The sequence below is a fragment of the Streptomyces sp. NPDC104106 genome, from assembly GCF_055584345.1.
Genome location: NZ_JBVJMF010000004.1, coordinates 461,134 through 486,959, shown reverse-complemented (window position 1 = coordinate 486,959; position 25,826 = coordinate 461,134). Strand labels below are relative to the sequence as shown.

20 protein-coding genes and 4 pseudogenes are annotated in these 25,826 nt (G+C 73.4%); 12 read left to right on the top strand and 12 right to left on the bottom strand.

Annotated elements, in window-relative coordinates; translation table 11 throughout:
• The 8 genes and pseudogenes from ACZ60X_RS13000 to ACZ60X_RS12965 all read right to left on the bottom strand — a co-directional run.
• Positions 1–1,289 (bottom strand): serine/threonine-protein kinase (locus tag ACZ60X_RS13000; protein ID WP_469597107.1); only part of this gene is annotated, 1,289 nt, incomplete at its 3' end.
• A gap of 130 nt (positions 1,290–1,419) precedes the next feature.
• On the bottom strand, positions 1,420–2,217 hold the full coding sequence (locus tag ACZ60X_RS12995) for an oxygenase MpaB family protein (RefSeq protein WP_469597443.1): 798 nt from the start codon (positions 2,215–2,217) through the stop codon (positions 1,420–1,422).
• A 226-nt stretch (positions 2,218–2,443) separates the two neighbouring features.
• Positions 2,444–2,926 (bottom strand): annotated as a pseudogene (locus tag ACZ60X_RS12990) (amino acid permease); the annotation flags it as partial.
• 214 nt (positions 2,927–3,140) lie between these two features.
• The gene (locus tag ACZ60X_RS12985; RefSeq protein WP_469597104.1) at positions 3,141–4,865 is read right to left on the bottom strand and encodes a sensor histidine kinase; all 1,725 of its coding nucleotides are present in this window, start codon (positions 4,863–4,865) and stop codon (positions 3,141–3,143) included.
• A 684-nt stretch (positions 4,866–5,549) separates the two neighbouring features.
• Complete coding sequence (locus ACZ60X_RS12980) at positions 5,550–6,224, bottom strand: helix-turn-helix domain-containing protein (RefSeq protein WP_469597102.1); 675 nt, start codon at positions 6,222–6,224, stop codon at positions 5,550–5,552.
• Between the two features lie 20 nt (positions 6,225–6,244).
• On the bottom strand, positions 6,245–7,315 hold the full coding sequence (locus ACZ60X_RS12975) for a zinc-dependent alcohol dehydrogenase family protein (RefSeq protein WP_469597099.1): 1,071 nt from the start codon (positions 7,313–7,315) through the stop codon (positions 6,245–6,247).
• A gap of 649 nt (positions 7,316–7,964) precedes the next feature.
• Positions 7,965–8,846: a universal stress protein gene (locus ACZ60X_RS12970; protein WP_469597096.1), complete on the bottom strand. Its 882-nt coding sequence runs from the start codon at positions 8,844–8,846 to the stop codon at positions 7,965–7,967.
• A gap of 25 nt (positions 8,847–8,871) precedes the next feature.
• Positions 8,872–9,006 carry a hypothetical protein gene (locus tag ACZ60X_RS12965; protein ID WP_469597093.1) on the bottom strand — a complete coding sequence of 45 codons (135 nt, stop codon included), beginning with the start codon at positions 9,004–9,006 and terminating at the stop codon, positions 8,872–8,874.
• A 968-nt stretch (positions 9,007–9,974) separates the two neighbouring features.
• Here ACZ60X_RS12965 and ACZ60X_RS12960 point away from each other — a divergent pair.
• Positions 9,975–10,677, top strand: a pseudogene (locus ACZ60X_RS12960) (response regulator).
• A 645-nt stretch (positions 10,678–11,322) separates the two neighbouring features.
• On the opposite strand, the gene ACZ60X_RS12955 reads toward ACZ60X_RS12960, so the two are convergent.
• Entirely contained in the window at positions 11,323–12,198 is an 876-nt protein-coding gene (locus ACZ60X_RS12955; protein ID WP_469597090.1) for a universal stress protein, read from the bottom strand.
• Between the two features lie 491 nt (positions 12,199–12,689).
• Positions 12,690–13,364 carry a type III effector protein gene (locus ACZ60X_RS12950; protein ID WP_469597087.1) on the bottom strand — a complete coding sequence of 225 codons (675 nt, stop codon included), beginning with the start codon at positions 13,362–13,364 and terminating at the stop codon, positions 12,690–12,692.
• A 131-nt stretch (positions 13,365–13,495) separates the two neighbouring features.
• Here ACZ60X_RS12950 and ACZ60X_RS12945 point away from each other — a divergent pair, with 131 nt between their 5' ends.
• The 11 genes and pseudogenes from ACZ60X_RS12945 (at position 13,496) to ACZ60X_RS12895 (ending at position 24,233) form a co-directional block, all read left to right on the top strand.
• Positions 13,496–13,930: an Hsp20/alpha crystallin family protein gene (locus ACZ60X_RS12945; protein WP_469597084.1), complete on the top strand. Its 435-nt coding sequence runs from the start codon at positions 13,496–13,498 to the stop codon at positions 13,928–13,930.
• 348 nt (positions 13,931–14,278) lie between these two features.
• A complete protein-coding gene (locus ACZ60X_RS12940; RefSeq protein WP_469597082.1) occupies positions 14,279–14,725 on the top strand; it encodes a DUF2267 domain-containing protein in 447 nt (148 codons plus the stop codon).
• Positions 14,726–15,023: 298 nt separating this feature from the next.
• Positions 15,024–17,711: a bifunctional acetate--CoA ligase family protein/GNAT family N-acetyltransferase gene (locus ACZ60X_RS12935; protein ID WP_469597080.1), complete on the top strand. Its 2,688-nt coding sequence runs from the start codon at positions 15,024–15,026 to the stop codon at positions 17,709–17,711.
• A 59-nt stretch (positions 17,712–17,770) separates the two neighbouring features.
• The gene (locus tag ACZ60X_RS12930) at positions 17,771–17,962 is read left to right on the top strand and encodes a CBS domain-containing protein (protein WP_469597077.1); all 192 of its coding nucleotides are present in this window, start codon (positions 17,771–17,773) and stop codon (positions 17,960–17,962) included.
• On the top strand, positions 17,934–18,245 hold the full coding sequence (locus tag ACZ60X_RS12925) for a CBS domain-containing protein (RefSeq protein WP_469597074.1): 312 nt from the start codon (positions 17,934–17,936) through the stop codon (positions 18,243–18,245). The genes ACZ60X_RS12930 and ACZ60X_RS12925 overlap by 29 nt, the downstream gene beginning before the upstream one ends.
• Before the next feature lie 433 nt (positions 18,246–18,678).
• Complete coding sequence (locus ACZ60X_RS12920; protein WP_469597072.1) at positions 18,679–19,137, top strand: Crp/Fnr family transcriptional regulator; 459 nt, start codon at positions 18,679–18,681, stop codon at positions 19,135–19,137.
• A gap of 43 nt (positions 19,138–19,180) precedes the next feature.
• Positions 19,181–19,840 (top strand): CBS domain-containing protein, encoded by a 660-nt coding sequence (locus ACZ60X_RS12915; protein WP_469597070.1) that lies wholly within the window; start codon positions 19,181–19,183, stop codon positions 19,838–19,840.
• A 436-nt stretch (positions 19,841–20,276) separates the two neighbouring features.
• Positions 20,277–22,964, top strand: a complete 2,688-nt coding sequence (gene ppdK / locus ACZ60X_RS12910) for a pyruvate, phosphate dikinase (RefSeq protein ID WP_469597067.1) — start codon at positions 20,277–20,279, stop codon at positions 22,962–22,964.
• A gap of 59 nt (positions 22,965–23,023) precedes the next feature.
• On the top strand, positions 23,024–23,482 hold the full coding sequence (locus ACZ60X_RS12905) for a pyridoxamine 5'-phosphate oxidase family protein (protein ID WP_469597064.1): 459 nt from the start codon (positions 23,024–23,026) through the stop codon (positions 23,480–23,482).
• Positions 23,483–23,510: 28 nt separating this feature from the next.
• A pseudogene (locus ACZ60X_RS12900) lies at positions 23,511–23,687 on the top strand (site-2 protease family protein); the annotation flags it as partial.
• 303 nt (positions 23,688–23,990) lie between these two features.
• A complete protein-coding gene (locus tag ACZ60X_RS12895; protein WP_469597458.1) occupies positions 23,991–24,233 on the top strand; it encodes a hypothetical protein in 243 nt (80 codons plus the stop codon).
• Positions 24,234–24,508: 275 nt separating this feature from the next.
• Here ACZ60X_RS12895 and ACZ60X_RS12890 read toward each other — a convergent pair.
• Positions 24,509–24,673: pseudogene (locus ACZ60X_RS12890) on the bottom strand (universal stress protein); the annotation flags it as partial.
• A 45-nt stretch (positions 24,674–24,718) separates the two neighbouring features.
• Entirely contained in the window at positions 24,719–25,624 is a 906-nt protein-coding gene (locus ACZ60X_RS12885; RefSeq protein ID WP_469597061.1) for a universal stress protein, read from the bottom strand.
• Positions 25,625–25,826: the final 202 nt, after the last annotated feature.

Below are 25,826 nucleotides of genomic sequence, written 5' to 3'. Positions count from 1 at the left end.
AGCACCCCCGCCCCCACCTCGGCGATCTCCCCGGAGGCCGCCGCCGCCTCGGCGACACGACCGCCACGCAGCAGGGCGACCGCGGCCTCATGACGGCCGGCCGGCGTGTACGGACGGTCCACTCCGAGCACCCCCGCCCCCACCTCGGCGATCTCCCCGGAGGCCGCCGCCGCCTCGGCGACACGACCGCCACGCAGCAGGGCGACCGCGGCCTCATGACGGTCGGGGCCGGGCCGTTGTGCGGGGAGGGCCGGGACGGGGCGCCGGTCAGGGACGGGGCCGCCCACGCCGCGGCAGCCGCCTGCCGGACCGGGATCCGGGGGCGGCGCGTCCGGTGCGGCGCCGAGTGCCGTGCGGCCGGTGGCCGTGCCGCGGGTCCACGACGGCGGTCGGGTCGCGCGGCCCGCCTCGGGGAGGTCGACGGCCGCGCCGGAGAAGGAGAACGCGTGCCCTTTCCTGAGCCGGCGGACCAACTCCCCCGCGTCCCGCGGCCGTTCCTCGGGATGCTTGGCCAGCAGGGCGAGGACGGTCTCCTCCAGGTGCCCGGGGAGTTCCGGGCGCGCCTCGCGCAGAGGGCGGGGCGGGGTGTCACGGTGGCCGATGAGGACGGCCCAGGTGTCCTCCAGGTCGAACGGCGGCGCCCCGGTGGCGATTTCGTAGAGCACGCAGCCCAGCGAGTACAGGTCGCTGCGGTGGTCCACCTCGCCGCCGCCGATCTGCTCCGGGGACATGTAGTGCGGGGTGCCCAGGGCGACACCGGTGCTGGTCAGGCGGGCGGTGAGGCCGATGTCGTGGCCGAGGCGGGCGATGCCGAAGTCGCAGATCTTCACCGTGCCGTCCGTCAGCCGCACGATGTTCGCCGGTTTCAGGTCGCGGTGCACGACACCGTGCCGGTGGGTGTAGGCCAGGGCGGCAGCGACCTGCTCGGCGATGCCCGCGACATCGTCCACGGGCAGCGGATGCCCCTTGTTCTCCGTCAGCAGCCGGCTCAGGTCGCGGCCGTCCAGCAGCTCCATCACCAGGTACGGCATTGCGTCGCACTCGCCGAAGTCGTGGACGACGGTCACCCCGCGGTGCGAGAGCGCGGCGGCCACCCGGGCCTCGCGGCGGAACCGCTCGCGCAGCACGCCGGCGAGGGCGGGGTCGTGGTGAGGGTCCGGCGGTTTGAGGCACTTCACCGCGACCTGCCGGCCCAGGGACTCGTCCCGGGCCCGCCACACCTCGCCCATCCCGCCCCGCCCGAGCAGTTCGAGCAGCCGGTACCTGCCCTGAACGAGCCTGTTCTCCATAGCGATCCGCCGCCCCCGTCGCCGCCCGCCCCGCCCTGCTCCGCCTCGCAGGGCCGGCCCCGGACCGCGTCCGGCCGCACCGCACCGGCCGATCCGCGCCACACCCCCCTGCTCGTCCAGTATGGCGGACCTATCGTCCAAGTTTGTACGGTGCGGGACGCGCGTCCGGGCCGAGCCGCGCCATCGCGCGCAGGATGTGTTTGGGCGGCAGCTGCCAGCGCACACGTGCGGGAACGCCCCGCAGGATCCGGCCCGTCCTCCGCAGCCGGCGGCTGACGACGGCGGGTGTGGGGGCCGGTCTGCCGTACAGCGCATGGGCGTACGGCGGCAGAGCGGCGTACGCGAGCTGCGCCACGCGCCGCCACAGCAGCTCGCGCGCCGGTACGAGGAGGGGATGCGTCGGCGGCCGGAGGAGGAAGTCGTCCACCAGGCGTGCCTCGGGACCCGCGGCCAGTTCAGGGCGCACCCGTTCGAAGTACGCGGCCAGTTCCGCGCGGCTCGCCGGTACGGTCCGGGGGTCGAGGCCCACCAGGCGCGCGCTGACCCGGTGCTCGGCGATGTAGCGGTCGGCGTGGGCGTCGGTGAGCGGGAAGCCGGAGCAGCGCAGGACGTGCAGGTAGGAGTCGATCTCCGCGCAGTGCACCCACCGCAGCAGCGCGGGTTCGTCCACGTCGTAGCGCTCCCCGGTGTCGGGGTCGGTCGCGGTGAGCATGCTGTGGATCTTCCGGACGCGCGCGCCGGCCCGCTCGGCGGCCTCGGCCGTGCCGTACGTCGTGGTGCCGACGAAGTCCGCGGTACGCATGAGCCGGCCCCAGGCCTCCTGCCGGAAGTCGGAGTTCTGCAGCACCCCCCGCACCGCGCGCGGGTGCAGGGCCTGGAGGTACAGCGCGCGGACGCCGGCGACCCACATCATGGGGTCACCGTGCATCTGCCAGGTCACGGAGCCCGGCGTGAAGAGCCCGGGATCACCCGTGCCCTCGTGTGCGACCACAGCCACTGGTTGCCGCCTCTCGGAACACCGCTCAGCTACCAGTCTCTGCCCGGGCCGGCAATCGCTCATTCATGCGAAGGTCTGGTGCTGCGTCTGGAGCCCTTCGGCGATCCGCGCGCCTTCTCCCGCACCGCCCGCCGGGTGGCGCGGACCATGCCGGCGGCTAACGGCCGAGGGCGGCCGGCCGAAGCCGGTACCGGGCCGCGCCGAGTGCCAGGACCCCGGCGCCCGAGGCGACGGAGACAGGGGGGAGGGAGAAGGCCAGCACCACGCAGCCGAGCAGGCCCAGCGCCGCGAGGGCGCGCGGGGGGGGCGCCCCTCGTCCGGGGCGAGGATGCCGACCGCCAGTTCCGCCCGGTGCGGGACCCCGAAGCGCGGGTGGACGGCGGCCGGCGCGTGCGGCAGATGCCGGTCACGCGCCATCGCCGACGTGGGGCGCGAGACGCCCAGGACCAGCGCCAGCAGCGAACCGAGCCGCCACCGCCGCTCCGGCCCGCACCACGGGGACCAGTCCCGGCACCCCGGCGGCCCGGACCGCGTCGGCCAGCGGGGCCGCGGCGGTGCCGAGCCCCTCGGCGCCCAGCACGCCGAGCGCGGCGACGGCCACCGCGGCGTAGACGACGAGCGTGATGCCCAGCCCCGCCGGTCAGGAGGGTCCGGGCCCGGTGTGGTCGGGTGCCGTCGCCGACCGGGCCGACGGCGTCGCCCCGGTCGGCGACGGCTGCCGCAGGCGGGCACCGGAAAGTGAGCCGGTGCGCTGTCCTCCCCCCTCTGGCCCGGCCCCCGGGCCCACATCCCCGATGCGCGCCCGTCGCCCCCACCGCGAACTCGGCGACGGACGGAACACGTGGCGGACGGAACTACTCGCCTGCGACCGTGAGCGGGACGCACCACTCCAGCGTCGCGCCGCCGCTGTCCGGGCTGGTCACGTCGAGGCGGCCGCCGAGCCTCTCGGCGCGCTCGGCCATGTTGAGCAGTCCGCTGCGCCGGCCGCCGGGCGGGATGCCCACGCCGTCGTCCGAGACCTTCAGGCACACCTCGCGGCCGTCGGTCGTGAGGGCCACCCGGGCCCGCCCGGCGTGGGCGTGCCGGGCGATGTTGGTCAGGGCCTCGGAGAGCACGGCGACGACGTCGTCGGCGACCTCGGGTGGTACGTCGGTGTCCACCAGGCCCTCCATGCGCACGCTGGGGACGAAGCCCAGCACGGGCGCGGCCTCGCCGGCGACGCGGACGACCCTGGCCCGCAGTCCGCTGCCGGCGGCGCCCTCATGGGCGCGCAGCCCGAAGATCGTGGACCTGATGATCTTGATGGTTTCGTCGAGGTCGTCCACGGCCCGCCGCACCCGCTCGGCGGCCTGGGGATGCTCGATGAAGCGGCCCGCGCTCTGCAGGGTGATCCCCGTGGCGAACAGCCGCTGGATGGCGAGGTCGTGCAGGTCCCGGGCGATCCGGTCGCGGTCCTCCAGCAGGGCGATCTGCTGGGCGTCGCGCCGCCGTTCGGCCAGTTCCATCGCGATGGCGGCCTGCGCGGCGAAGCCCCGCAGCATCTCGGTCTCCCTGGCCAGGAAGGCGGGCCGGCCCGCCTCGCGGGCGACGAGCACCACTCCTCGGACCCCTCCCTCGCCGGTGCCGATCGGCACGGCAACGGCGGGGCCGAGGCCCCGGAAGCGCGGCGGCTCGGGCGAGATCCGCTCGTCGTGGGTGACGTCGTCCGTGGCGACCGGGGCGGCGGCGGAGAACGCCAGGCCCATGAGGCTCGCCCCCATCGGCAGCACGAGCCCGCGGTGGGCGTCCGCCTCGGTGCCCACCGCGATCTCGACGGCGAGCGAACCGGAGTTCTCCATGGGCATGGCGACCGCGGCCAGGGCAGAGCACGTGATCTCCCGGGCGCGTTCCGCGATCAGGTCGAGGGCCTCCGCGCGCGGGCTGCCGGACATCAGGCTGTTGCTGATCTCCGCGTTCGCCAGCAGCCAGCGTTCGCGCAGCCGTGCGTCCTCGTACAGGCGGGCGTTGTCGATGGCGACGCCGGCCGCGACGGCCAGCGTGGAGAGGACCGCCTCGTCCTCCTCGTCGAACTGCAGCCCGCCTCGCTTCTCGGTCAGGTACAGATTGCCGAAGATCTGGTCGCGGACGCGGACCGGGACACCGAGGAAGCTGTGCATCGGCGGGTGGTGGGGCGGGAAGCCGTAGGAGGCCGGGTGCTGGGACAGTTTCGTCAGCCGGAGGGGCTCCGGGTCACGGATCAGCTCGCCGAGGATGCCGTGGCCCGCCGGGAACGGGCCGATCGCGGCGATCTGGTCCTCCGCCACGCCGACGGTGTGGAAGGCCGACAGCGTCTTTCCGTCGGGACCGATGACGCCGAGGGCGGCGTACTCGGCGTCCACGAGCGCGGCGGCCGCCTCCACGATGGAGCGCAGCGCCTGCTCCAGGTCGAGTTCGCGGCCGACGGAGAGGACCGCCTCCAGCAGGCTGTGCACCCGGTCGCGGGTGCCCCGGGCCGCGTCGATCCGGGCCTGCAACTCCTCCAGCAGCTCGTCCAGCCTCAGCTGCGGCAGTCGTAGACGCGGTTCCTCGTGGCCTGCCACCACGTCCCTCCAGGTCCCCTAGACGCGCACGGACCCGGTACCGGCGGGTCATCACCACGGTAGCCGTCCCCCGCGGAGCGCGGTACGCGGCGATGAGACCTCGGCCGGCGCGTACGCGGACCGCCGCACGGCCGGGGAGTGCCGCCAGGGTCCGTCACGCGTACGACGTGCCGCACCCGTCGGCCCCGCAGACCGCGACCGGGCGTCGGCCGGGGCAGCCGAACGAAGACCGGGCGGAGGTGACGCGGGTGCCACCCGAGGTTGGGCGGGGAGACCCGCGTACCGCTGCGCGGTCCCGATCCCGGTGACAGCAGATGAGCGGGGGGCAGGACGTCCGGCCCTCGACCGAGGCCGAACGGCACTGCCGGGGCCGTACAGCGGCGGCGGACAGTGAACTCAGGAGCGGCACCGTTTCCCCCACGGTGTCGCTCCGCTCGCGTCGCCCTCCGGCCCGCCGAGGCGGCCGATCCGAGGTGCACGAGAGCGCGGCCCTGACGTCCCGGACCCGGCAGGGCGGCGCATACGGCGGCTGCTGCATCCCTGGGTGCCGCGGCAGGGCATGGACCACGCGATCCGTATCCGTCCTGGAAGGCAGGGGTGCGGCAGACGGCGAGGGTAAGGGAGCGGCGCGGGATCGTCAGCGGCCGACGGTGGCGCACGGCGTGGGCGTGCTTCCGCCCGTCCTCAGGCCGTGATCCGGCGCCCGGTCACCGTGTGGGGCTCGATGCGTACCCACATGTCACGCGCCCCGCCGGCCCAGGGCGCGCTGTACGCCCGCTCCTGGAGCCACTGCCGCTCGCGCACGTCCGTCACGGCCGCGGATGGGCCGCGTACCAGGACACTCCAGCCCTGGCTGAAGGCGTCGTCGATGCGGTCGACCTCGAAGGCCACGTACTGCCCGGCCGCGAGCGAGGGTGTCACGCCGAGGGCGGTCCGGAAGACGATGGCGCCGTCGATCACGCTGTAGTTGACGGGCACGATCACCGGCCCGGAGGCCGTGGATATCGCGAGGCGCCCGACTCCGTGCGAGCCGAGCAGCGCCTGGCACGCGCCCGGGGACATCTCGGTGACGTGAGGGTCGCGCGCGGCGCGTCCGGGACCGGGCGGCAGGTCGACGGCGCCCCCGGTCAGCTCGGTCACGGTGGTCTCCAGCGCTTCCGCCAGCCTGATCAGGGGGCCGGTGCCCGGAGCGGCGCCGGGATGCTCCTCCAGATACCGCAGGTAGCTGGCCGCCATGCCGGCCCGAGCCGCCACCTCGCGCCGGGTCGCGCCGAGCTGCGCGCGCCGGGCGGCCAGCCGACGGCCCAGGTCGCCCAGCGGCGCCTCCGTCACCACACTCGCTCCGGTGTGTTCGGTCATGGCCTTCACGCCCTTCTCGGTCAGGCCGCCGGAACGGCCAGCTCCGCGTGCTGCTCCCCGCCGAGTACCACCTTCAGCGCGCCGGTCCCGGCGGCGTGGGAGAAAACGTCGTAGGCCTCCTCCATCTGCTCCAGCGGGAAGGTGTGGGTGACCAGTTGTCCGGTCGGCAGCCGGCCGGCGCCGGCCATCCGCAGCAGGGTGGGGGTGGAGTAGGTGTCCACCAGTCCGGTCGTGATGGTCACGTTCTTGAACCACAGGTCTTCGAGGTGCAGTGTGGCCGGTTTTCCGTGCACGCCGACGTTGGCCACGTGTCCGCCGGGGCGGACCATGCGGGTGCACAGTTCGAAGCTCTCCGGCACGCCTACGGCCTCGATCACGACGTCCGCGCCGAGCCCGTCGGTGAGGTCGGCGACCAGCTGGTCGGGGGCCTCCCGTACATCGGCGACGGCGTCGGCGCCGAGCCGCCGGGCCGCTTCCAGCCGCGCCGGGGCCAGGTCGACGGCGATGATCCGCTCGGGCGCGAACAGCCGTGCCGTGGCGATGGCCGCCAGTCCGATGGGGCCGGCGCCGACGACGGCGACGGTGTCGCCGGGCTGCACGTGCCCGTTGAGGACGCCCACCTCGTAGGAGGTCGGGAAGATGTCCGCGAGCAGCACCGCGTCCTCGCTGCGCAGGGCGGCGGGCAGCAGGTGCACGGACAGGTCGGTACAGGGGACGCGGGCGTACTCGGCCTGGGTGCCGTCGATCAGGTGGCCGAGGATCCAGCCTCCGCCGCCCCGGCACTGGCCGTAGCCGCGTTCCCGGCAGAAGCGGCAGCGCCCGCACGAGGTGATGCAGGAGACCAGCACCCGGTCGCCCGGCCGTACGGTGCGCACGTCGCCGCCGACCTCGACGATCTCGCCGACCGCCTCGTGGCCGAGCACCGTGCCGGACCGGACCTCGGGCACATCGCCCTTGAGGATGTGCAGATCCGTCCCGCAGATGGTCACGGCGCCGACCTTGACGATCGCGTCGGTCGGTTCCTTGATGCCGGGATCCGGGACGTCCTGCCAGGACGCCTGTCCGGGGCCGTGGAAGACGAAGCCTTTCATGGCGCTCCTCACCTTCTCCGGTCGGTCCGCCGCGGGACCGGGTCGCGGCGCGGTGCCGCGGGCGCCCCGCAGACCCAGCTTCGTCGTTGCCCGGGGGTTCCGCTTGGGCCGTCCGGCCCCCCGCCCCGGCCCTGCGGCCCCGTTCGGCGCGTCCCGGCCGACCTCGCCGGTATCCCGGCGGCCCCTGGGGCGGCCGGTCCGCGGCAGGCGGCGTCGCAGGTGTCACCGTGACGGGGAGGTGGGCGCTGCGCCGGCCCAGGACAGGGGCGGGTCTGGATCGTGCCGGGCCCGGTGGATCGTGCTCGTGGTCGGCGGCGCCGTCGCCGGGGCGCTCAGGGACCGTGCCGCGGAGGTCGTGTTCGCGGCGCAACGCGCCCACCGGCACGCGGTCCGTGCCGTTCTGCTCGCCGGGACGACCGGGCCGGCGGACGGCCGGCGCCGGGCTGCGGTGCGCTGTGGCAGCTCCCGGCGCTACGACACGGCACCGGCACACCTCCCCCTCCCTCGCCCGTCGACCCCGGCTCACAGCACTGCGTGCGTCGGCCACTGCCCGGTCCAGCACACGCCACGGCACGCGCACGGCGACACGGCCGGCTTCGGCGGAGCGACGCGGTCTTCCTTGCCGGGGCCGCGCCGCTCTGCCGGAGGCTCAGGAGGTTTCCGGTACTTCCGGTACGACGGCCACCGGGCAGGCCGCGTGGTGCAGTACCCCGTGGGCGACACGGCCGAGTTGGAGGCCGAGGGCGCCGTGGCGGCGCCGGGTGCCGACCACGAGCAGGTCGGCCTCGTACGAGGCGGCGACCAGGGCGTCCCGGGCATGGCCCTCGACGGCGCGGCGCCGCACCCGCAGCCCGGGCGGTGCGTCCCGCAGCGCCTCCTCCAGGTCCTCGGCGGCCGACCGCTGTTCCAGGTGTTCCGGTTCACCGGTCATCAGGGGATGTGCGGGCGGCTCGCGCAGGGGGCGCCGCCAGGCCCGTACCGCCTCCAGGAGCACCCCCCTGAGCAGGGCCTCCTCGGTGGCGAACCGTACGGCGGCCGAGCCGGCCGGCTTCTCGCCGACGCCGAGGACGACACGCCCCCGGGTACCGGCCCGCGCCTGGTTGTCATGGCTGCCGCGCAGCACGATCACCGGGCAGTGCGCGTGTCCGGCGACCGCCACGCCGACGGAGCCGAGGAGGACCTCGGCCAGCCCGCTGCGGCCCCGGCAGCCGAGCACCACCGCGAGGGCGGTGCTGCTCTCGTGCACCAGCTCGTGGTCCGGTTCGCCGGGCAGCACATCGGTGCCGACGCGCACGCCCGGCTGCCGGCGCCGGGCGCGTTCCTCGGCGACGCCGACGACGTCCCGGGCCATCACCTCCTCCAGTGGCTTGTCCAGCTCCTGGGCGAGCAGGGCGCCCTCGTAGCGTTCCCAGAGCGAGGCGTGCACGAGCCGGAGCGGTGCCCCGCGCAGGACGGCCTCGTCGGCCGCCCAGTCCACCGCCCGCAGGCTCGACTCGGAGCCGTCGACACCGACGACGATCGGGAGGTCCATCGTGCTTCACCGTCCCCCTGGCGGGTCAGTCGTGCGGTACCACGGTGACCGGGGCCACGACGTGGTGCACGGCGGCGTGGATGACATGGCCGATGTCGGCTCGCGGGCTCGGCGGGTTCGTGGTCGGCGCGTCGAGGCCCACGGTGACGGGTCGGGGCATGGTCTGCACCTCCCATGACGGGGATCCGGTTCCAGCGTGGTGAGGTCCGGCGCCCGGGGTCAGGGGCCGCACGTCCCCGGTCAGGGCCGACCGGCCCACACCGGCCGCGCGGCGGGGCGACGGAGCCCGGACGGCCCGACGGGGACCGGACAGCCCCTGGCCCGCCCCGCGCCGGCCGCCGAGGCTGGAGACGGAAGACGCCCCCTGACACCCCGGTGGAGTCATCGCGGACGACGCCCCGCGCATCGTCCGGCGACGTCATGAACCGCACGGTCGCCGCCGTCGGCCGGGGTGCCTCGTTCAAGGAATCGTTGCGGCTGACGCAGGACTGTCGGTTCAGCGCGCTGCCGGTGGCCGGAGTCGTCTGCCGAGGCCGGCCTGCTGCCCAGGGAAGAGCTGCGCGACGCCCCGCAACCGGGCGGTCCACGGCCGTATGACGCTCCCCGGCCGGGCGACCCGTCGAAGGCCGCCCTCACCGCGGGCGGCCTCAGGCCTCATGTCGTCCCCGGCCCTCACGGTCCCGGCCGACGCCACCCTCGCGCGAAGCCGCCCGGCTCATGGCGCGCGGCGGGGTCGAGCGGCCTTCCGGTGATCGACGGCACGGGCCTGACCGGAAGGGCATCGTCAGCCGCGCCGACCTGCCGACGGTCTTCCTGCGCGACGACGAGGACATCGCCGAGCAGGTGCGCCGCGAGATCGTGTCCTCCCTCCTCCCGCCCCCGCCTCGGCGGTCCTGGTGGAGGTGGCGGACGCAGTGGCGACACCGACGGGCCGGGTCCGCGACCGCGCCCAGGTCCCCTGGCCGCGCGCCTGGTGTGCGCCGTCGAGGACGTGGTGGACGTGCGGTTCGACCTCGCCCACCGCGACCATGGAACCAGGGGGCCGGTCGGCCCTAGTGCCTCCGGCCGCCGGCGGGCGAAGATCGGCCCCAACGACAGCCCGTACCCCGGGGGGAACGAGAGGCCGCCATGCCCGAGACCCGCACCTTCACGGAAGAGGACCCCATCCGGGTGTTCCTGCTGGACGACCACGAGGTCGTACGGCGGGGCCTGACCGACCTGCTCGACGCCGAACCGGACATCACGGTGGTCGGCGACGCGGACACCGTCGCCCACGCCCTGGTCCGCGGGCCCGCCCTGCGCCCGCACGTCGCCGTGCTCGACGTACGGCTGCCCGACGGCGACGGCATCACCGTCTGCCGGGAACTGCGCGACCGGATGCCGGAGCTGGCGTGTCTGATGCTGACCTCGTTCGACGACGAGGACGCGCTGCTGGACGCCATCATGGCCGGGGCATCGGGCTACGTACTCAAGCAGATCAGGGGCTCGGACCTGGTGGCCGCCGTACGGACCGTCGCCTCGGGCCAGTCGATGCTGGACCCGGCGACCACCGCCCGGCTGATGCGCTCGCTGCGGGCCGATCCCGCCCAGAACCCGTCGCTCCCGCCCGAGCTGGCCGCTCTGTCGCCGCGCGAACGGGACATCCTCGCCCTGGTCGGCGACGGCCTGACCAAACCGTGAGATAGGCAAGGAGCTGTACCTGTCGGAGAAGACCGTCAAGAACCACATCTCGCGTCTGCTGGCCAAGCTCGGCGTGCAGCGCCGGGTCCAGGCCGCGGTCCTCGCGTCCCATCTGGAGCCGCAGGGCTCGACCGGACACGCGGACCACTGACGGGCAGGCCCACCCGCCGATGCAACGGGTCGACGGAGCGGGTGGTGGGTGTCAGACCGTGGTGAGCGGGTTCTCGGCCCCGGCCGCGTCGGTGATCGCCTCGACCTCGGCCACCAGCCGGGCTCCGGTCGCCGGCCGTGCCCGGACGTGGCTTCCGCGGCCGGCGAGCGCAGCCCCCGGATCGCCTTGCCGGGCACGGCCGGTGACCGGCCGGCGGACTGGCTGCGCGCGGGCCAGGCACTGGGGCGGGGGCTGTCGCGGGCCACGGCGGACGGGCTGGTCGCCTCGGTGACGTCCCGGCCCCTGGAACGGCCCGAGCTGAGCCGGGCGGCCCGCGACCCGGTCTCGGAACATGGCGCACGTACAGCGCGACCGCCTCCGCGGCGGCGTCGACGAGGTCCGCGTACCGCACGGCCCAGCGCAGCGCCTCGTACGAGGACGGCGACCCGTCGACACCGGCGACCACGCGGGGCGCGGAGGCATCCCTGTCCATGTGTCCCACCTCTCCTGCGGCTCTTTTGACCTGTCGGGCGGTCCGGTCCTCCGTCTCCACGCTGCACGCGGTGCCGCCATCGCGCCACGCAAGGCGTCCGCGCGACCGCGTCCCCGGCCCCCCGGCACACTTCCGAGCGGCGGCCGCCGTCCTCATGACGGTTCGGGCACGACCGCCACCGGGCACTGGGCGTGTTGCAGCAGTGTGTGGCCCACGCGGCCGAGCTGGAGCCCGAAGCGGCCCGTCCTGCGGTGGGCGCCGATGACCACGAGGTCGGCCGCCGCCGACCGGTGCGACAGGACCGCGGCCGCCGGTCCCTCCAGCGCCGACCGTTGGGTGCGCACCCGCGGATACCGGACGGCCATGTCACCGAGGGAGGCGTCGAGGAGCGCGCGGGCTGCCGCGTCGGCCGGTTCGGCCGGTTGGGCCGCCGGTGTCCGGCCGGCGCTCACGTCGAGGGCGCGGCGGCGCCAGGCTCGCACGACGTCGAGGGTGCAGCCGCGGGCGCCGGCCTCCTCGAAGGCGAACCGAAGGGCTTCGCGGCCGGTGCCGGTCTCGGCGAGGCCGAGCAGGATCCGTCCGTGCGTACCGGCAAGCCCCGCCCGGTCGCCGCGCACCACGACCACCGGGCAGTGCGCCCGGCCCGCGACGGCGAGCCCCACCGAGCCGAGCAGCATGTCCTTGATCCGCCCGCGCCCGCGGGACCCCGTCACCAGCGCGAACGCCTGGTCTCCCGCGTGTACGAGCGCGGTGGCGGCGTCCTCCGGCAGTACCTCGGTGCTGACCTTCACGCCGGGGTTGCGCCGCTCGGCGCGTTCGGCCGCGGAGGCCACGATGTGCTCGGCGAGCACCTCCTCGGACCGCCGCCCCCGGTCCGTCGACGGCAGAGCGCCCTCGTACCGCTCCCAGAGGCAGGCATGGACCAGCCGGAGCGGGAGGCCGTGCCGGACGGCCTCGTCCACGGCCCAGTCGACCGCGGCCAAGGACGCGTCCGATCCGTCGACGCCCACGACCAGGGGACGTGTCATCGTCCCACCGCCTTCCTCGGACCTGCCGGGTCCGCGCAGCACGGGGCGGTTTCACGGTCCCATCCGCTCCTCGCCGGCGACGAGGGCCCTTCGGCTCTCTCTCCTGGCTCTGCTCCGCGGGCTACGGGCCCCGGGTGTCCGGGGACGCCGAGGGGCCGGTCCGGTCCTGGCCGCCGCCGGCTCGGGCGCGCTCGCCCGCCGACCGCGTCCGCGTGGACGGGCGGGCGTCCGCACGCGCACAGCCCTGGCCCGTGAGGGAAACGGGCTTCGACGTCTCTGCCCGGCCCCTGCTTCAGGAGCCCTGCCCGGCCTGTCCGCTCGGCCCTGCTGCGAGGCCTGGCTGCCCGGGTGCGTCGAGACCTGTGGCCGGCCCGCCTGTTTCGCCCCCCTGTCGGGCGCGGCCGCTTGGGCACCCCTGCCTGGCGTGCCTGCTCCGGGCCCTGCCCGGCTCCTCGGCTTCGGGCCGTCCTGCGGGGCCGCCCGCTACTCGGTCACGGCTGGCCGCGGCGAACGGTGTCGCTGTGCTGGCGGAGCTGGTCGGTGTGGTCGGTGAGGCGGCTGATCCGCGCGGCGAGCTGCGGATGGTCGGCGCGCAGATGCGGCTCGGTGTCGGTGAGCGGGCCGAGCAGCAGGGCCGCGTCGTCGGCGGCGAGGGCGTCGGTGAGCCGGCGCAGCGACGACCGGGCGGTGTCCGGGAGGTCGGCCAGGGAGGTGATCTGACCGGCGAGCCTGCGCAGTTCGCCGGCGTTGTCCCGGGCCCAGGAGACGACGGCGCGGTCGGCGGCACGTCGGTCACGGGTGGCCTTCACCCGCTGTTCGCCGGTGCTGTCTGCGGCTCCGGGGCGCAGTCGCAGGTAACGGCGCTCGGCGGCCTGCCGGCTCGCCACGCCGAGGGGCGCGGCCAGATCGGCCCAGCTCGCCCCGGCCGCCCGGGCCGCCTCGATCAGCCCCGGCTCCCACCCGGCGAGCCGGTCGCGCACCTCGCGGAGCAGGAGCAGCACGGACAACGCCTGCGCGGGGTCGGGCGCGTCGGTGGCGGCGGCTCCGGACGGCTCGGTACGCGCGTTACGGACGGCGTCGTCGATGGCGCGCAGGGCCGCCTCCGCCGCGAGGACGGACGCCGGGGACGGGGACGGGGACGGGGGCTGTTCGTCGGCCGAGGTCACGCAACCGCCTCCTTTCGTCGTCGTTACGACGACGCATCATTTGTCATCGTTTCGATGACATGCTACAACAGGAGTCAGGTGCAGCGCATTGGCAGCAGTCACTGCCTGTCTCTCACTGGAGGTGTTTCGCGATGTTGATGCGCACCGATCCGTTCCGCGAGCTCGACCGGCTCACCCAGCAGCTCCTCGGCACGACCGGCACGTGGTCGCGGCCGTCCACCATGCCGATGGACGCCTACCGGGAAGGCGATGTCTACGTGATCGCTCTGGACGTCCCCGGAGTGAGCAGCGACGCCATCGACATCGACGTCGAACGGAACATGCTGACCGTCAGGGCCGAGCGCCGTCCGACGAACAAGGACGACAACGTCCAGATGGAGCTGTCCGAGCGGCCGCTGGGTGTCTTCTCCCGGCAGTTGATGCTCGCCGACACCCTTGACACCGAGCACATCGAGGCGGACTACGAGGCAGGGGTGCTGACCCTGCGCATCCCGATCGCGGAGCGTGCCAAGCCCCGCAAGATCACGATCGGCGGATCGTCGGAGCGCAAGCAGATCAGCGGCTGACCCGCTCGCGTCCGCGCCCGGGGAGGGAGGCGGGCACGCCCCGGCGTTCCCGCCTCTCCGCCGGGGGCGGCCGGAGCATTTCCGGGAACGCGGCGCGTACGGCACCCGGCGGGGAGCCGAACGCGCCGGCGGGCGCCGGAGGCTCGCCCTGCGCCTGTCCGCCCCCTCGCCCGCGGCCGGACCGCGGATCCGCGCGACTGCGCCGATGACGACCTCCCCCGGCACTCCTCCCGCTCCCGGCCCCGGCCGCGACCCCGGTGCCCGGCGGACACCGGACGGCCTGATCCGCCGCGCGCCGTACAACCTCCCGCCTCCCACCACGTCGACACGAAAGGCTCACCACCCGCCATGATCGACCAGCGCCACCCGGACCGTCCCACCGTTGCGATGACCTGGGACGCCCTGCTCGCCAAAGTCCGGTACGAAGGCGCCTACCCCACCCGGGAACGGGCCGAGGAAGTCACCCTCCAGGTCCTCGCCGCACTCGGCCGCCAGCTGACCGGCGACGAGCGAGTCGCGCTGGCCGCGCGCCTGCCGCTGGAGGCCGCACTGGAATTCACCGGACAGGCCCCCGCCACCGAGCGGTTGACCGGCTGGGCCTTCGTCAAGGACCTCGCGCGGCGGTCGGGCACCACGCCTGCGGTCGCCCGCTGGAACACCGGAACGGTCTTCTCCGTGCTCACCCAGCTGACCGGACCGGACCTGCTGGGCCAGATCCTCGACCAGCTCCCCGAGGGCTACGCCCTGCTGTTCGGACAGCCCGAACTCCGGTCCAGGCAGCGGCAGGCGGCCTGACGAGGAGTACCCCCGGGCCAGGCGCCTGGGGGTTTGCCGCCTCTGCCGGGCGGGCCGGCCCACCGCGTTCCCCACTGCGCGCCTGCCGGTACGGGCTGCACACCGTCCTCCGCCTGCACTTCTCGCAGGAGTAAGGAGAGCTACTTCTCGCGGGTCCAGTGAGATCCTGCGGGGCTTTCCGCCGGAGCCCTCCGCCCCGGAGGGCCATTCGGCCCGCGCGGTGCCCGGTCAGCCCCTGTGCCAGCGGGCCCCCGCCGCCGGACGCTGAACGCGGGATCCTCCGGAGGGAGAGTCCGTGATGACCGGCATCCAGGTAGCCCCGGTGCATGCCCTGCTGGCCGACGGAACCACAGTCCGCATACGGCAGGCAGGTCCGGCTGATCGTGCAGAGGTGCAGCGGCTGTACGAGGCGATGTCACCACAGAACCTGCGGCTGCGGTTCTTCTCCGTCAGCCCGTCCTCCGCCCGGCAGGCCGCCGAGCGGGTGGCCATGGGCGACCGCCCCGGGTACCGCGCGCTGGCCGCTGAGTACGACGGGCGACTGGTGGGGCTGGCCGAGTCCGAGGTGCTGCCGGGGGGCAGCACGGCGGAGATCTCGGTGGCCGTAGCCGACGGCTGGCATCACCGTGGTGTGGCAACCCTCCTGCTGGAACACCTCGCGGACGCCGCACGTACGGTGGGCATCACCGCGTTCAGCGCCGATGCCCTGGCCGAGAACCACGACGTGCTGAAGGTCTTCCACGACCTGGGGTTGCGCGTCACGCGCCACTGCGACGGACCTGAGGTGCACTGCACGGTCGAACTCACCGAGGACGAGACCTACCTGCGCGCGGTCGACGCCCGGGGTCGCCTCGCCGACATCATCAGCCTGCAGCTGCTGCTGCGGCCCCGGACGGTGGCGGTGATCGGCGCGGGCCGCAGGCCTGGGTCGGTCGGGCGCGCCATCCTGCGGAACATTCGGAACGGTTCCTACACCGGGCGGCTGTTCGCCGTGCATCCGGAGGCCGCCGCGATTGCCGGGGTACACGCTTGCCGCTCTGTCGCCGAGCTGCCGCAGGTGCCGGACCTGGCCGTGATCGCCGTACCGGCCGCATCCGTTCCCCCGGTTGCCGAAGAGTGCGGGAGGGTCGGCGTGCGTGCCCTGCTCGTGGTGTCCGCGGGCCTTGACACACACGAGAGCAGCGCCCTGATGGCCGCGTGCCGACACCACGGCATGCGGCTCGTCGGGCCGAACTGCCTGGGCCTGGCCAACACCGAGGACGACATCCGCCTGGACGCCACCTTCGCCGCCCGGCACCCCGGACCAGGCACCGCCGGAGTCGCCGTGCAGTCCGGCGGCGTCGGCATCGCACTGCTGGACGGGCTTTCCCGGCTCGGCATCGGGGTATCGACCTTCGTCTCGCTCGGCGACAAGTACGACGTCAGCGGCAACGACATGCTCCAGTGGTGGGAGAGCGACGGACACACCGACCTGGCGCTGCTGCACCTGGAGTCCTTCGGTAACCCCCGCGCCTTCTCGCGCACCGCCCGCCGGGTGGCACGAGCGATGCCGGTGCTGACCGTGGACGCGGGCCGGTCCGAGGCCGGACGGCGGGCCGCCGCTTCGCACACCGCGGCGGCGGCCACCCCGACCATGACCCGGCGGGCGCTGTTCACCCAGGCCGGCATCACCGCCACCCGCACCATCGGCGAACTCCTCGACACCGCCGCCCTCTTGCACGCCCAGCCGCTGCCCCTCGGTACGAAGGTCGCCGTCGTCAGCAACGCGGGCGGGGCCGGCGTCCTCGCCGCCGACGCGTGCGTGGACGCCGGACTGGTGATCCCGCCACTCGGCGCCGGCGTGGTGGACGAACTCCGCGCCCTGCTGCCCGACGGCGCCACCGCGACCAACCCCGTGGACGTCACTGCGGCCGTCGGCGAGGAGCAGCTACAGGCATGCACCAGCCTTTTGGCCCGGCACGGCACTGTCGACTCCGTCCTCGTGAGCCTGGTCCCCACGGCGGTCGCCACGGCCACCGGAGAAAACCTGGTGCGCGCCCTGACCTCGGCCCCTGGCCCGCTCGCCCGCCCCGTCGTCGCGGTGCTCCCCGCGCAAGCGGCCCGCGTCGAGCTGCTGCCCACCGTCGGCAGGGGCGCCGTGCCCGCGTACTCCGACGCCGAGGACGCAGCCCGCGCCCTGGCCCACGCCGCAGCCCGCGCCGACTGGCTCGCTCGCCAGCCGAGCGCCGTACCGGAGTTGCCGGACGTGGAGACCATGCAGGCGAAGGACTTGGCTACCGCCTACTTGGAGGACCATCCGGAGGGCGGCTGGCTCGACCCTCGGACCACGGCCGTGCTCCTGGGCTGCTACGGCATCCGACAGATCCCTTGGGCATGGGCCCGGGACGAGAATGAGGCGGTCGCGGCGGCCGAACGGCTCGCCGGCCCGGACGGACGCGTGGTCATGAAGGCCTACTGGCCGGGTCTGGTGCACAAGAGCGAGCAACACGCCCTCCACCTCGACCTGCAGAACGCCTCACAGGTCAGGGCCGCCCACCGGGATCTGGCCACCCGGTTCGGCGACCGGATGACCGGAGTCGTCGTCCAGCCGCTCGCCGAGCGCGGCACCGAACTGTTCGCCGGAGTCGTCCAGGACGAGGTGTTCGGACCCCTTGTGGTGTTCGGTCTCGGCGGCACGGCGACCGAGCTGCTCGCCGACCACGCCGCCCGGCTCGCGCCGCTGACCGACCTGGACGTGCACGACCTGCTCACCTCCCCGCGCTGCTCTCCCCTGCTGTTCGGCTACGGCGGCAGCCCTGCCGTCGACCTCGGCGCCCTGCAGCAGCTCCTGCACCGCCTCTCCCGGATGGCCGCGGACCTTCCCCAGCTGGTGGAGGCCGACCTCAACCCTGTGCTGGCAGGGCCACACGGCGTCACCGCCCTCGACGCTCGCCTACGGTTGGTTCCGCGCCATCCCCACGACCCCTACCTGCGCCGACTGCGCTGACCGGCCACGACCGTTGCAGAGGAGGACGGCCCTGAAACCGGACGAAGATCAGTGCCGTCATGAGCGGCGACGTCGTCACCGCCCAGTACGGCACCCCGTTTCAGGAGGTCGTCCGCCTCTTACGTGACCACGGCGTCGGCGGGCTGCCGGTGATCGACGAGGACGACCAGGTCATCGGGGTCATCTCCGAGACCAATCTGATGCGGCGCCAGGCGCGGTCGAGTGAATCCGGGGCCCCTCTCAACGTCTGAGCGTGCAAGCTCCGCCGCCGTACACGCGGGAGTTTCGCGCGGAGCCGGGCTCGTACGGCCGGCGGAATCATGTCGGCACCCCCCGGTGACGGTGCGTGCTGAAGTCGGCATGCCAGGGGCCGCCCGGTTGATGGATCGGCACGGCATCGAACGTGTGCGGGTCCACGAGGAGGACCGGCTCGTCAGCATCGTCATCCGCCGCGATCTGCTCCAGGCCTTCCTGCGTACCGACGACGAGATCCGACGGACTGTGCGGCGCGAGGTGCTCGTCGGCGCTCTCTGACTCGACCCGCCCACCGTGGACGTGGAGGTCTGCGAAGGTGTGGTCACTCTCTTTGGCAACTGGAACGCCAAAGCGATGCCGCCGTCGCCGTCGCCATGCCTCCGGTTCACCGTGCACCAAATACGTCGTGTGCGGTCCTCGGCCCCGCACAGCCGGCCGAGGACCTGGCCGGCATCGGCATGCGCCGAGAAGTGGGGTACGTCGGCCACCGTCGCCCTGACCGGAGCGTACTCACCGAACATCTTCAGCACCCTGGGCGTCGACGAGGTCCCGGGCGCGTGTGCCTTGCACGGTCCGGTCCGTGGGGTCCCACAGCCGGATCAGCGGCCCCGGTATGAGCCGAAGGGCCCACGGCCGGGTCCGGGCGGCCTGTGGTGCCGGCTCCCGAGGGCGCGCACGCTGGGATCGACAGCCCATGAAGGGAGCCGGTGCGATGACCTCCGCAACCACCATGAGCACGGCGCTTGAGGCCGTGCACCGCGACCGGCTGATGCGCCTCGCCCGCGAGGTCTCCTTCGAGGCCGGGACCCGCCTGTTCGAGGAGGGCCGGCACGCCGACCGCTTCTGGATCGTACGCACCGGAACCGTCGCCCTCGACCTGCACGTACCCGGCCGCCGGCCGGCCGTCGTCGAAGCGCTCGGGCACGGCGAACTGGTCGGCTGGTCCTGGCATTTCCCGCCGTACCTCTGGCACCTGGGCGCCGAGGCGATGACCCCGGTGCAGGCCTGGCAGTTCGACGCCGAGCCGGTGCGCGCGATGTGCGCCGCGGACGCCGCGTTCGGACGGGCCATAGCGGTGTGGGTGGGACGTGTGGCCGCCCAGCGGCTGCACGCCACCCGGGTCAGGCTGCTCGACCTGTACGCCCCCTACGGCAGCGGTGACCTGTTGTGACCGCGCGCCCGCTCCGTCCGGCCGACCGCCCTGGGAAGCAAGCATGGACAGCAGCCCGCACCGGGTGAGTGACGTGATGACGCATGCCGTCGTCGCGGTGGGCCGCAAGGCCCTGTGCAAGGACATCGTCGAACGCATGGAGGAGTGGAAGGTCAGCGCCCTTCCCGTGCTGGAGGGCGACGGGCGTGTGATCGGGGTTGTCTCCGAGGCCGACCTGCTGCCCAAGGAAGAGTTCCGGGACAGCGACCCGGACCGGTTCACCCAGCTGCGCCGACTCTCCGACCTGGCCAAGGCCGGGGCGGTGTCCGCCGAGGAGCTGATGAGCACCCCGGCCGTCACCGTCCATGGAGACGCCCCCCTCGCCGAGGCGGCACGAATCATGGCCTTGCGGCATGTCAAACGGCTGCCCGTGGTGAACGCCGAGGGCATCCTCGAAGGCGTGATCAGTCGCGGGGATCTGCTGAAGGTGTTCCTGCGCCCCGACAACGACCTGGCGGACGAGATCCGACGTGACATCGTCGACGTTCTCTTCCCGGCCCCGGTCGAGCCCGTGCACATCATCGTCAGCGACGGCGTCGCGACTTTGACGGGACGCGTCGGGGACACCGCACGGATTCCACTGGCCGCGCGCCTGGTCCAGAGTGTGGAAGGGGTCGTGGGCGTGGACTGCCGGCTTACTGCCGCCGACGCCGAGGCCGGGTGACGCCCTCAGCCTCAGCGCACCCGAGCGGCGTTGGTTGACGCGTCCGACCGCCCAGCTCACCGCTGCCTTTCGCGGTCGGCGTTGCTGATCAGCCTCTCCCCCCGCTCAGCTTCCGCAGCTCCTCCAGCAACTCGTCAGGCTTCAGCTCGGGCAGTCGTACCCGGGGCTCTTCTGAGCTTGCCCCACCGCTCCTCCGCGTCCCCTCGCACACGAGTCCGGACTGTCGCGGTCACTGCCCACGTCAAACCAGCGCCTGCCGATGAATGCGGCGCGGCTGGGCCAATGCGCGGAAGCCGTCTTCCGGCCTCGGAACGGGCCGCGCTTCCGGTACTCAGGGCCGGTCGGCCCACGCCGTGGGACGGAGGGCACCTGCCCCGGCGCGCCGCTCCCTCCCAGGCTGGGAGGCACGGAGAGTTGAGAGCCGAGGAGTGGCGTCATGGCCCGCTACGTGTACGACTTCCAAGACGGTGGCCGGGACCTGAGCGGCCTGCTCGGCGGCAAGGGCGCGAACCTGGCGGAGATGACCCGGCTGGGGCTGCCGGTACCGCCGGGGTTCATCGTCTCCACCGAAGCCTGCCGCGCGTTCCTGGCCACCGGCGAGGAACCCGAGGGCATGTCGGCGGAGGTCTCCCGACACCTTGCGGCACTGGAGACGGGTGCCGGGCGGCTGCTCGGGCAGGGGGACGACCCGCTGTTGGTGTCCGTCCGCTCCGGGGCGCGCTTCTCGATGCCCGGCATGATGGAGACGGTTCTCGACATCGGTCTCAACGACGACTCCGTGCTCGGCCTGGCCAAGGTGTCCGGCAGCGAGCGTTTCGCCTGGGACTCCTACCGCCGGCTCGTCCAGATGTACGGCAGCACGGTGATGGGAGTCGGTCGGGCCCTGTTCGACGAGGCCTTGACCCTGCTGAAGGACGCCCGCGACGCTCCCGACGACCTCCATCTCGACGCGAGCGATCTGGCATGGCTGGTGGAGACGTACAAGAGTCTGATCCGGGACGAGACCGGCCGCGACTTCCCTCAGTCCCCCGCCCAGCAGCTCCAGCAGGCGATCCTCGCCGTGTTCCGGTCCTGGAACGCCGAACGCGCCGTGCTCTACCGGCGGCGCGAGCACATCCCGGACGACCTGGGAACGGCCGTCACCGTGCAGCGCATGGTGTTCGGCAACCTCGGCCCCGACTCGGGCAGCGGCGTCGCCTTCACCCGTGACCCGGCCACCGGGCGCCCCGGCCTGTACGGCGACTACCTGCCGAACGCCCAGGGCGAGGACGTCGTGTCGGGCGTGCGGAACGCCGTACCGCTGCCCGAGCTGGAACGGCTGGACCCCCGCTCCTACCGGCAGCTGCGCGATCACGCACAGACCCTGGAGCGGCACTACCGCGACCTGTGCGACATCGAGTTCACCATCGAGCGGGGAACGCTGTGGATGCTGCAGACCCGGGTGGGCAAGCGCACCGCCGAGGCCGCCTTCGCCATCGCCACCGAGCTGGTGCAGGAAGGCCTCATCAGTTCCGACGAGGGCCTGGCGCGGGTGGGCGGTGACGGACTGGCCCGGCTGATGTTCCCGCGCTTCGACACCACCGCCACCGGTGAGACGCTTGCCCGTGGTGTGCCGGCCTCGCCGGGCGCAGCGGTGGGCGCGGCCGTGTTCGACTCCGCGGAGGCCGTACGGCGTGCCAAGGCCGGCGAGAAGGTGGTCCTCGTCCGCGAGGAGACGACACCCGACGACCTGCCCGGCATGGTCGCCGCACAGGCCGTGCTGACCGGCCGGGGCGGCAAGACCAGCCACGCGGCGGTCGTCGCCCGGGGCATGGGCAAGGTGTGCGTGTGCGGGGCGCAGGACATCACCGTCAACGCGGAGTCGCGGCGTTTCACCGCCCGTGACGGCGGTGTCATCGAGGAGGGCACCGTCATCTCGGTCGACGGTTCCACCGGTGACGTGTACCTCGGGGCCGTCCCGTTGGTCGCGTCGGCGACCATGCGCTACCTGGAAAGCGGTGAGCAGGCCGACAGCGTGGTCTCGGCGGTGGCCCGGGCCCTGGACCACGCCGACTCCGTTCGGCGCTTGGAGGTTCGGGCCAACGCCGACACTCCCGAAGACGCTGCCCGGGCCCGGAGGTTCGGAGCACAGGGCATCGGGCTGTGCCGCACCGAGCACATGTTCCTCGGCGAGCGGCGCAAGCTGGTCGAGGAGATGATCCTCGCCCGTACGGATGCTGACCGCGACCGCGCACTGGGAGCTCTGCTGCCGCCCCAGCGAGGGGACTTCACGGCCATCCTGGAGGCGATGGACGGCTTCCCGGTCACCATCCGGCTGCTGGATCCGCCACTGCACGAGTTCCTGCCCGACCGCACCGACCTGGCCGTCCGCATCGCCACCGCCGAGGCCACGGGCGGGCAACCGGACGCACACGACGTGAAGTTGCTCGCAGCGGTGAACCGGATGCACGAGGAGAACCCGATGCTCGGCCTGCGGGGCGTGCGGCTCGGCCTGGTGGTTCCAGGACTGGTCGCGATGCAGGTCCGCGCGATCGCCGAAGCGGTCGTCGAGCGCACCCGAGCGGGTGGATCTCCGCATGCGGAGATCATGGTGCCGCTCGTCGGCGCCGTCCAGGAACTGCGGCTCGCCCGCGAGGAGGTGGCCCGCGTCCTGGCCGAGGTCGGTGAAGAGACCGGCACCCCTGTGCATTGCCCTGTCGGCACGATGATCGAACTGCCCCGTGCGGCGCTCACGGCCGGGCGGATCGCCGAGGACGCGGAGTTCTTCTCCTTCGGCACCAACGACCTCACCCAGACCACCTGGGGCTTCTCCCGCGACGACGTGGAGGCCGCGTTCTTCTCGGCCTACTTGGACAAGGGCGTCTTCACCGCCTCGCCGTTCGAGACGCTCGACCGGGAGGGTGTGGGCCGGCTGGTCCGGATCGCTGTCGACGAAGGTCGCGCTGCCCGACCGGACCTCGAGACCGGCGTCTGCGGCGAGCACGGCGGCGACCCGGAGTCCATCCACTTCTTCCACGAGGTCGGCCTGGACTACGTCTCCTGCTCACCGTTCCGGGTTCCAGTAGCCCGTCTCGAGGCGGGCCGAGCGGCGCTGATGGACATGGACGCGAGCGACAGCAGGTGACAGGGGCACATGGCCCCTTCATCGGTTGGGACAGACTGGCAGCGGAAGGTAGGCACGTCATGGCGGCCAGCGAGATGCGAGCACATCGGCGCATCAACCTCGACCACGCCGAGTCGCTGCGGTTGCTGGGCAGCGTGTCGCTGGGAAGGATCATCTTCACCCGGCAGGCCCTGCCCACCGCCCGCCCGGTCAACCACGTCATGGACAACGGGGACATCGTCATCCGCACCCACGAGGGTGCTGCGCTCACGTCTCACGCACAGCAGGCCGACAGCATGGGCGTCGTCGTCGCATACGAGGCCGACGCCATCGACCCGGACACCAACCTCGGCTGGAGCGTGGTCGTCACGGGGTACGCCCGGCTGGTGACCGACCCCGTTGAACTCGAGCGGATCCGGCGGCTGTTGCAGCCTTGGGTGTCGGCGGAACCCATGGACCAGGCAGTGCGCATCCGCCCGGAGCTGGTCACAGGTGTCCTCCTCACCGAGACGGGCGGCACGGCGAAGACAGCCGACTGACCTGCGCTGACGTGCCTGGCTCACCGGCGTGTGGCAGGGCGGCTTCGGTACGACAGCGGGGTGTGAGGGACTCCGCCTCCGGGCTCGTGGTCATGCGGTCGCCTGGCTGTCCGCGATCAACATCATGCTCGCCGTCTTCAACGCGCTGCCCGCTGCCCCGCTCGAGGGGGGGCGGCTGCTGCGGGCCTACCTGTGGCACCGCACCGGCGACCGGCTGCGGGCCACCCGCGGCGGCGGGCCGGGCTCTGGGCTGGTTCATGGTGCTGACCGGCTTCGCGGCCGTGCTGTTCGGACACAACCTGTCCGGTCTGTGGCCGGCGCTGGTCGGCTGGTTCCTGGTCAGCGCGGCGACTGCGGAAGCCCGTCAGGCCGAGATGCGGTGCGTGCTGGGCGGTGTCCCGGTCAGCCGCGCCATGACCCCGAACCCGGTCATGGTTCCGGACGCGGTGACACTCGCCGACTTCGTGGCCGAGGGGCCTTCGGCCACTACCGCCGCTCGGCCTTCCCGGTGCTGGCGGCAGACGGCTCGATGGTCGCTCTGCTCACCGTGCGGCGTGTCGAGATGACGCCGGCCCGGGCGCGGGGCAGCACGACGGTCGGGGAGATGATGCGTCCTGTGGATGACGTCGTCATCGCCGCGCCCGAGGAGCCGGTGCTCGGCCTGCTGCCCGGGCTGGAAGTGAGCCCGCGCGCCGCGCAGTTGTGCTGGACGAATGACGCCTCGTCGGCATCCTCACCGTCGCCGACATGACCCGGGACCTGGCGCGTCCTGCCGGGCCTGCGCACCCCCTGCTGCAGAGCACCGAGCCGCACCTCACGAAGGAGGCGTCATGACGGACACGACCTCGGCCGCCCCACCGGCGACCGAACTGCCCGAGGGCCACGTCGAGATATGCCACCTGGGAGGCCGTGCGTTCGAGGTCGCCGTACGCGGACACGCCCTCGTCACCGACCAGCCTGTCGAGGCAGGCGGTGAAGACCACGGCCCCACGCCGGTCGAGGTCCTCATCGTGTCGCTCGCTTCGTGCGTCGCCTGCTACGCGCAGCGGTCTCGACGATGTCCGCGGCCATCACTTCCTCCGAGGGCTTGCCGAGGTCGTGGGCGAGGGATTCGCCTTCGTAGCGCTCTTAGGGCGAGGCGTACACCAGACGGAGCGACTCTGCGCGCAGGGCTGCCTCGTCGGCAGCCCATTTCCGCTGCTCTCAGGCTCACGGGTTCCCGCCTCGGGCGGCGGCTCAGCTGTGTGTGACGACCGCGACAGGGGCGGCGATGTGGTGCAGGACGGAGTGCGTGACATGGCCGATGTGGGTGCCGAACGCGCCGGTGCGGATGCGCCGGCCGACGACGACCAGGGACGCATCACGGGAGTCGCTCACGAGGACCTGCGCGGCGCTGCCGCATCGGCTCGCCTCGATCACCTCGACGTTCGGGAACTTCTGCCGCCAGGGACGCAGCACCTTGCCCAGGAGGGAGGACTGTCCGCGTTCGAGCGTGTCGTAGAGTTCGGCATCGCCGGGGAAGCGGTAGAAGGACGTGGGCGGTTCGGGCCAGGCGTGGACGGCCCGCAGAGCAGCTGTCCGGCGAGCGGCTGCGTCGAAGGCGAACTCCAGCAGTGTGTCGTCCGGGCGATCGATGTCGAGGCCGAGCACGACGGGCCGGAAGGGCGCCGCGGCGGACGGCACGCCTGCCGGGTCCATCCTGTGCTCGTCGGCGGCCTGCTCCTCCGCGCGGACCAGCACCACCGGGCGCTCGGCACGGGCCACGACACCCAGACTCACCGAGCCGACCATGAACCCCTCCAGCCCACCGAGCGCCCGGGAGCCCAGCACCAGCAGTTCGGCGAAGCCCGCCGCCTCGCACAGGACGTCGGCCACGGTCCCCGTGAGCTGCTCGGTGATCACCTCGATGCCCGGGTGGCGCAGCCGGATCCCCTCCGCGGACTCGTGCGTCAGCTGCTGAGCCCAGTGCTGGTACCTGTCCAGGTCCAGCAAGGGGGTACGGGCCACGTACGTGGGCGTCGGCTCCTGGACATGCACGATCTTCAGGGGCAGGCCACGCAGCAGCGCTTCGCGAGCCGCCCACTCGGCCGCGGCCCGGCCTTCGGGCGAGTCGTCGAGGCCGACGGTGACGGTGCGGGACATGTGTCCACCTCCCGGCACGGGGGATCCACGACCAGGGTGACGCCTCGGCGCCGGCCGCGTCAGGGGCCACACGGCCCGTTCAGGGTCCGACCGACCCTCTGCAATGCGGTGGCCGGACGGGCCTTCCAGAGGCCGGGCGGCCCTGGCCCGCTTCTGGCCTCCCGGGCACACCTTGGAAGGAGCCGGACACCCCATCGAGGCC

Coding starts and splice junctions, on each gene's coding strand:
- ACZ60X_RS12995 (WP_469597443.1), bottom strand. CDS start 2,217: ATGCACGGTGACCCCATGATGTGGGTCGCCGGCGTCCGCGCGCTGTAC.
- ACZ60X_RS12980 (WP_469597102.1), bottom strand. CDS start 6,224: ATGACCGAACACACCGGAGCGAGTGTGGTGACGGAGGCGCCGCTGGGC.
- ACZ60X_RS12975 (WP_469597099.1), bottom strand. CDS start 7,315: ATGAAAGGCTTCGTCTTCCACGGCCCCGGACAGGCGTCCTGGCAGGAC.
- ACZ60X_RS12970 (WP_469597096.1), bottom strand. CDS start 8,846: ATGGACCTCCCGATCGTCGTCGGTGTCGACGGCTCCGAGTCGAGCCTG.
- ACZ60X_RS12965 (WP_469597093.1), bottom strand. CDS start 9,006: ATGCCCCGACCCGTCACCGTGGGCCTCGACGCGCCGACCACGAACCCG.
- ACZ60X_RS12955 (WP_469597090.1), bottom strand. CDS start 12,198: ATGACACGTCCCCTGGTCGTGGGCGTCGACGGATCGGACGCGTCCTTG.
- ACZ60X_RS12945 (WP_469597084.1), top strand. CDS start 13,496: ATGTTGATGCGCACCGATCCGTTCCGCGAGCTCGACCGGCTCACCCAG.
- ACZ60X_RS12940 (WP_469597082.1), top strand. CDS start 14,279: ATGATCGACCAGCGCCACCCGGACCGTCCCACCGTTGCGATGACCTGG.
- ACZ60X_RS12935 (WP_469597080.1), top strand. CDS start 15,024: ATGACCGGCATCCAGGTAGCCCCGGTGCATGCCCTGCTGGCCGACGGA.
- ACZ60X_RS12930 (WP_469597077.1), top strand. CDS start 17,771: ATGAGCGGCGACGTCGTCACCGCCCAGTACGGCACCCCGTTTCAGGAG.
- ACZ60X_RS12920 (WP_469597072.1), top strand. CDS start 18,679: ATGACCTCCGCAACCACCATGAGCACGGCGCTTGAGGCCGTGCACCGC.
- ACZ60X_RS12915 (WP_469597070.1), top strand. CDS start 19,181: ATGGACAGCAGCCCGCACCGGGTGAGTGACGTGATGACGCATGCCGTC.
- ppdK (WP_469597067.1), top strand. CDS start 20,277: ATGGCCCGCTACGTGTACGACTTCCAAGACGGTGGCCGGGACCTGAGC.
- ACZ60X_RS12905 (WP_469597064.1), top strand. CDS start 23,024: ATGGCGGCCAGCGAGATGCGAGCACATCGGCGCATCAACCTCGACCAC.
- ACZ60X_RS12885 (WP_469597061.1), bottom strand. CDS start 25,624: ATGTCCCGCACCGTCACCGTCGGCCTCGACGACTCGCCCGAAGGCCGG.